Origin of the sequence: Cellvibrio sp. ARAG 10.3, assembly GCF_051846955.1 — a bacterium.
Lineage (GTDB): Bacteria > Pseudomonadota > Gammaproteobacteria > Pseudomonadales > Cellvibrionaceae > Cellvibrio.
Genome location: NZ_JBPYCU010000029.1, coordinates 23,126 through 30,086, shown reverse-complemented (window position 1 = coordinate 30,086; position 6,961 = coordinate 23,126). Strand labels below are relative to the sequence as shown.

General features: G+C 54.9%; 3 protein-coding genes. 2 read left to right on the top strand and 1 reads right to left on the bottom strand.

Going from position 1 to position 6,961, the window contains the following annotated elements; genetic code table 11:
• Positions 1 to 116: 116 nt before the first annotated feature.
• On the bottom strand, positions 117 to 3,275 hold the full coding sequence (locus tag ACSV5M_RS20935; protein WP_439178759.1) for a galactose-binding domain-containing protein: 3,159 nt from the start codon (positions 3,273 to 3,275) through the stop codon (positions 117 to 119).
• A 701-nt stretch (positions 3,276 to 3,976) separates the two neighbouring features.
• Here ACSV5M_RS20935 and ACSV5M_RS20930 point away from each other — a divergent pair.
• Both ACSV5M_RS20930 and ACSV5M_RS20925 read left to right on the top strand, forming a co-directional pair.
• Entirely contained in the window at positions 3,977 to 4,525 is a 549-nt protein-coding gene (locus tag ACSV5M_RS20930; protein ID WP_439178757.1) for a YfiR family protein, read from the top strand.
• 2 nt (positions 4,526 to 4,527) lie between these two features.
• Complete coding sequence (locus ACSV5M_RS20925; RefSeq protein ID WP_439178756.1) at positions 4,528 to 6,909, top strand: response regulator; 2,382 nt, start codon at positions 4,528 to 4,530, stop codon at positions 6,907 to 6,909.
• The last annotated feature ends 52 nt before the right edge of the window (positions 6,910 to 6,961 follow it).

Below are 6,961 nucleotides of genomic sequence, written 5' to 3'. Positions count from 1 at the left end.
ATACGCATTCACCCGGCTCGGGTGTTGAAGTTGGTAGCTAATCAACTTCTTCAGAGAGATACAAGGTCGGATTAGCCCAAAGGGCGTAATCCGACACACCGCGCATCAATCACCTATCAATTACCCAACACACGCATTTCCCAAATCGAGTAACCCCAGGTGTTCCCCGCACTGCGCTGGGTACCGAGAATGCGTACATACCGGTAATTACCGTTCACATTCACACTGTCGGTGCGGTTGCCAAAGGCGCCGCCAGTGCGGGTGGCGAGGGTGGTCCAACTGCTGTTGTTGTTGGAGCCCTGCACTTCATAGTTGGCCGCGTTGGCCGCTTCCCAATCGATCTCCACACGGCTCAGGTTGCGCGCGCTGCCCAGGTCCACGCTGAACCAGCTCGGATCAAGCGCATGGGCCGATTCCCAACGGGTGCCACCGTTGCCGTCAATCGCGGCACTGGCAGGCAACAACTGTGTGCTGGCAGCAGCATTGCTCAGGGGCAGCAACACCGGTTCCGCGCCCGCAAAGACCTTGAGTTCGAAGATTGAGTAGCCCCATAAATTGCCCGAACTACGCGCGGTGCCATAGATACGCACATAGCGATAGTTACCACTGACATTCACGGTATCCGTGCGGTTACCGAAAGTGCCGCCGGTGCGGGTAGCGAGGGTGGTCCAATCGGCATTGTTGTTGGAACCCTGGATCTGGTAATTGGCCGCGTTGGCAGCTTCCCAATCGATCACCACTTGCGCCAGGTAGCGCGGGCTTTGCAGGTCTACCGTAATCCAACTCGGATCAACCCCGTGGTTGGATTCCCAACGGGTCCCGCCATTGCCATCCACGGCGTTGCTGGCGGCCATCAACTGGCTGCTGGCAAAGACCGGGCGACCATTGGAGACCAGATTCACCGCCGGCGTTGAACTGCTGCTGGACGATGAACTGCTCACACTGGATGACACACTGCTGGATGAACTCGGTACCACACTGGAACTGGAGCTGGACGGCACGCTGGAAGCGCTAGAGCTACTTGATGGTACTGAGCTTGATGGCACTGAGCTGGCGCTAGAGCTGGACGCACAACCGCTGCCCACACAGGCCGGAGCATTCTCGTTGTAGGCCATCACCCGGAAATTATCGAAGTGGAAGGTGCCGCTGGTGGCCTGACCGGGGGTGATCAGGAAGATCAGCTGATCCACCGCATTGAAGGGTGCAGAAGCGCGGTTGTTTTCCCAATCGCCCAGGGCTGCGGGGAAGTTGTAGTTGAACTCCAGGGTTTCCCACTGACCGGTGGTGGTGGTCTGGGCCTGATAGAAGCTGTGACGCCCCACCTGCCAGTCTTCCGGTCCAACAGAAGCCGCCGCCAGCTCATTCTCCAGGTTCATGGAGATGATGGTGCCCGCCGGAGCCGTTGTATGGACATCCACCAGCACGCGCACCATACCGTGGCGGGCATCGAGCGCATCGGGAATACCGGTCACGCCGTTGAACGCCAGGGTGTCGTAGGTTGCACCCGGATCACGCACATAACGCAGCACGTTCGCTGAATTATTCACGCCGTTCGGTGCCGGATTGGCGACCACGGAATGGGCACCGCTGGTTGCTGGTGCGGCCTTGATGGCGCCGTTAGCCGTGCCGTCAAAGTTGGCAATCATGGATTGCAGGCTGTAGCCGTTGGCGGGGCGCACAATGCGGATGTTATCCAGATACAGCTCCGCCGGCAGGTTGAAGCCCGCATGAACCATAAACACCAGGGAATCGGCTTCGCTGGCAGCAATGTTGGAGTCCGGTGTGCCGGTGTAATACAGCTCTACCGTATGCCACTGGCCCGGCTTGCCCATGGTGCCTAGGAAGCGCGCAAGGCGACCGGTGTTGCCGTCCCAGGGTTCCGCAGCGCCGGCAGCGGCTGAGTTCTCCAGGCCACCGCCCAGGTCTTTACCGAGCAAACTGTTGCTGGCCGTGAAGTAAACATCCGCAAACAATTTGGCGCGGCCGCTGCGCAGTTCACCCGCGTCGATGTTACCGAAGCCGGTGAGCTTGAGGTTATCCCACTGCTGGGAGGCATCGCGGATGTAATGCAGCACACTGCTGGAGGTGTTGATACCGCCCGGTGCCGGGTTGGTGGTAACGCCGCTTTGGGTCAGCGCAAACCCGTTTTGCAGATGGGTTACGCCCAGGCCATCTTCATAGTTGGTTACGACCTGCACATCGCCCTGCTCAATGGTGACCGGCTTGCTGAAGGTCCGAGTACCGGCACAACCGGTGTTGAAGGTCACGCTGAAATCGCCATTGCGCGCGCTGTTACCGATAGAGACGGTAATCTCGCGGGAGCCCTGGCCGGACAGGATGTTTACACCCGCCGGCACACTCCACTGGTAGCTGGCGCCTGCAGGGCCGTCGATGCGGTAGGTCTTGCGGGTTTCACCGCGATAAGCGTAGGTGTCGCCCTCTACTGACCAGGTGTCCTCATTTTTATAGACCGCCACATGGTCTACCTGCATTAACTGAACCGGCGCCTCCGAGCCGTCCGGGTTGCCGCTGAACCAGCCGCCAATGGCCAGGTTGAGGATGAAATGGAAAGGACGGTTGTAGAAAGCATCCCAGTTGGAGCGGACAGGGTTGGGGCCATCCAGCTGTGCGCGGGTCATGCTGAGTTTGGGTACATCGTTAACCAGCCACACGATACGATCTTCGTACCACTCAACCGCGTAGGTCTGGAATTCGGTCTTGGTGCGGCCGGCTTCGGGGTGGATGGTATTTAGGCTGGGGTCGGGCCAGCCGGTGTTGCCGTTGTAGGGCCAGTAAGGGCCGTAATGCAGGGTACCGTGGATTTCTTCAGTGGTACCACCGGCTTCCATGATGTCGATCTCCCCACCGTTGGGCCAGCCGTGAGAGTCGCGCGGCAGTTCGCTGGGCATCATCCAGAAGGCCGGCCAGGTGCCGGAGCCATTGGGCAGCTTGATGCGTGCTTCCATCTTGCCGTAGGTAAAGTCCTTGCCGTTCTTGGAGCGCAGGCGCGCCGACGTCCAGGTCTTGCCCTGATAGGCTTCGCGAATCGCCTTGATGTTCAGCAGGCCGTTTTCCACATAGAGGTTTTCCGGGCGGTCGGTATAGAACTGCAACTCATTGTTGCCGCCACCGTCGCCGTTCACCTCGGCAGACCAGACTTGTTGATTAAGGGTGTTGAAGTCGTCGCGCCAGACTTCCGTCCAGCCACAAGCGCTTTGAGCAAAGGAGGTGTTGCTGGCGGCTAGCATTGCCAGCGCCATGATTGTCTTTTTCATTCTTTGGGCCTCGTCAATTATTGTTATCCTGAAGCCGGCAGGGCAAAAACCTGTACCGATGTGTCCTTGTGCAACGAGAATCGCATACTCCCCGCAACCCTTCGTCCCACTTTGGCGCTGAAGGGCAAGGTGGATTAGGTCCACCTTTCACCGCAAAGTGACAACCACCCGCAATGCCGCGCCATTAAAGGGCTTGCATGCTAGTGTCGGAGTCGCCGGTAAGGCGGCACCTGAATCAGAAATTACGGCTGAATAGTCGTTTTGATTGTTGATGAATGAAGTGGGAAAAGCCAATTACCGCAGTCTCTGCTTCGGCAAAAATCGCTACTGCAATGGTTTACTTTACGAAGGGGCGCCAAACGTATACCTGGCGAATATAGACGTGGCGGCGATGACTGATAATGTGCACCATCGCACAGTAGAGCGCGGGCGATAGATCTTTTTTCTTAAGCACTCTTGCGAGAAGCCAAACAAAATATGACGTCGTTTTACTTCAAAAAATCGCTTTTCTCGTAGGGCTCGCAGGTTTGCTGCGGCCAGGTTCACAATTCCCTTTGTAGACAACGCCGTTGACTGCACTACTCTCTATAATCTAAACCACCATTATTCACCGGCGCATTACCCTGCGGTAATCACTGCAATTGCCAGAGATCTCAGTGTCTGCCGGAAAATGTCCGGCTATTGGTCAGAACAAGGGGCTCATGGATAAAATGCAAAAAGTATTGGTGTTACTTGCATTGCTATGTCATAGCCTCATCGTTCACGCCGGTGGAAGCCACGGTGGCATTGAGCATCAGGTCAAGGCCGCCTTCCTCTATAAGTTTGCGGGCTATGTCGAGTGGCCCGCGACTGCCTTTCCGGCACCGGATGAAAATTTCCACATCGGCGTTGTCAGTGCAGACGATGTCGCCGACGAGTTGGTCCGGCTGAGTGATAACATTCGGATCAATGAGCGGCCGGTCAGCATCAAACGTTTCTCCACCACTGATCGGGTCTCCGGTGTACAGATGCTATTTGTGGGCCGTCAGGCTGAACAACAATTGCAACGCATTTTGCAGCAGGTTGATTCAGCGCCGGTGCTCACCGTAACGGAATCAGAAGGTGCGCTCGAGGCGGGCAGCATTATTAATTTTGTCCCTGTTGAGGATTACATTCGCTTTGAGATTTCCATCGCGCGCGCCAATCGTTGTGACATAAAAATAAGTGCGCGTTTGTTGAATGTTGCCCTGAACATTCAGAAGCGGAGCTAACCATGAAACCCGCACGCCTTCGCTCAGTCCGCCAAAAATTGTTGCTCATTGTGTTGCTCGCCAACATCCTTGCCCTGGCCGCTGCCGGCAGTGCCTTGCTGTATCACGATCTCAACGAGTACCGCAAGACGACCGCCGCCGCATTGACAACTCTGGCGAGCATTCTTGCCCAAGGCAGTGCCGTTGCGCTGGACTTTGATGATGCTGACGTAGCACAAGAAAGCCTGGCATTACTTGAGGCAAACCCCAGCATCGTGGTGGGCGCGATCTTCACCAACGAAGGTGAATTATTCGCTCGCTATGGCGAGCCTGGCTACCAGCATGTGCTGCCCTCTCCCCCACTCAATGACGACAGTTTCCGCTTCCACAACCGCGAGTTGATCGTGTCCAAACAAGTGATAACACCTAGTGGTGTGGCCGGCAGCGTCTATCTGGTGCAGCAATTCAACCTGGCCACCTGGCTCAGCAGTTATCTGACAATCCTTGCCCTCATTCTCGCGATGAGCCTTGGCCTCAGTTTATTTATCTCCACGCGCTTGCAGCGCTGGATTTCCGTACCGATTCAAGCCATCAGCAGCGTCGCCAGGCAAGTCACCGTGAACCATCATTATCATTTGCGGGCCGCAAAAATTACGCACGATGAAATCGGGCAACTGGCCGATGACTTCAACGATATGCTCAGAACCCTGGAGCACGAGATCGCTGAGCGCACCACGGCTGAACAAGAAATACGCCAGCTCAATATCGATCTGGAACAACGCGTGGAGCAACGCACCGCTGAGTTAAAAATTGCCAATCAGCATTTGCTGGTACGCACAGAAGAGGCGGAAAGCGCCAATCGCGCCAAGGCGGCGTTTCTCGCCAACATGAGCCATGAAATTCGCACACCCATGAACGCCATTCTCGGGCTCGCTTATTTATTGGAGCAAAGCGAACTGGATGCGGACTCAGCCGACCTGGTCCGAAAAATCCGCAACGCAGGGCGCTCGTTGCAGTCCATCATCAACGATATTCTGGACCTGTCAAAGATCGACGCCGAGCGGCTGGAGATAGAACATGTGCCGTTCGATATTACAGAGGTGATTGATAACCTGGTGAGTATTACTGCCGCTAATCTGGGCGACAAGGATATCGAATTGATCGTATCGCCCGCGCCCGACATAAATGGCCAATTGGTTGGCGACGCCCTGCGACTCGAGCAAGTGCTTATCAATCTGGTGGGTAATGCCATTAAATTTACCGAGCGCGGATCGATTATCGTGGATATTCAGAAAATCGCTCAACACGATAATCATGTCGAGCTGCGCTTCTCTATCAAAGACACCGGCATCGGCATTCCGCCGGAAAACCAGGCACAGATTTTTTCGGCGTTCAGTCAAGCTGATGTCTCCACCACTCGGCGTTTCGGTGGAACAGGTTTGGGGTTGACTATCTGTCGTCACCTGGTGAAATTAATGGGCGGCGACATCGGCGTGAACAGCGAACCCGACAAAGGCAGTGAATTCTGGTTTACGGTTCCCCTGGATTTTTTGCCGAACAGCGAGGAAAACAGAAAACCCGTAAAGCTGGATATTCTGATTATTGATAGCAGCCCGATGACCAGCAAGAATCTCGAACGTATCGTGCAGTCGCTCGGCTGGAGCAGTAAGCGCGCATCTTCCGGTGAAATAGCCATTCAAAAACTGCAAGAAAAAATAACCAGCAAAGGACAATTCGACGCGATACTCATCGACTGGAACATGGGCACCACCTCGGGCCCTGATACCGTCAGGATGATTGAGAAAGCCTACAAAGACGGCTTACCGCCAATCATCTTGATGGTGCCGACTTTTTCGCGTGACGAAACGCCGGTAATCAGTGGCAATATCAGCAGTTTATTAAATAAACCGGTGACCAGTTCATCTTTGTACAACGTCATCGTCGACGTGCTGCAACCGCACAAAAAGCCGGAAGGTCGGATAGCTGCAAAGAAGAACAAGCAAAAACGCCTGGTGGGTTTGCGCGTACTCGTGGTAGACGACAATGCGGTCAATCGTGAAGTGGCAATGCGATTCCTGAGTTCAGAAGGAGCCGACGTCAGCGTGGCAGAAGACGGCAAGCTGGCGGTGGAATGGATCACTGCACATCTCGATGCTCTGGATCTGGTGCTGATGGATGTACAGATGCCGGTAATGGATGGTTACGAGGCCACGCGATATCTTCGCTCATTACCGGAATGCAAAACACTTCCGATTATTGCGTTAACGGCGGGCGTCTTTGAAACACAGATCGACGCGGCTCGCGAAGCTGGTATGAATACTGTAGTCACCAAGCCTTTCAATATCGATGATCTGGTGAATGCCATTCTTGAACTTGAAAAAATAAAGTCCGAAAAGCAAAATTGAAGAAAACCTGAATTGCATTTAACAAAACCTTAACGGAATTCCTAACAAAGAG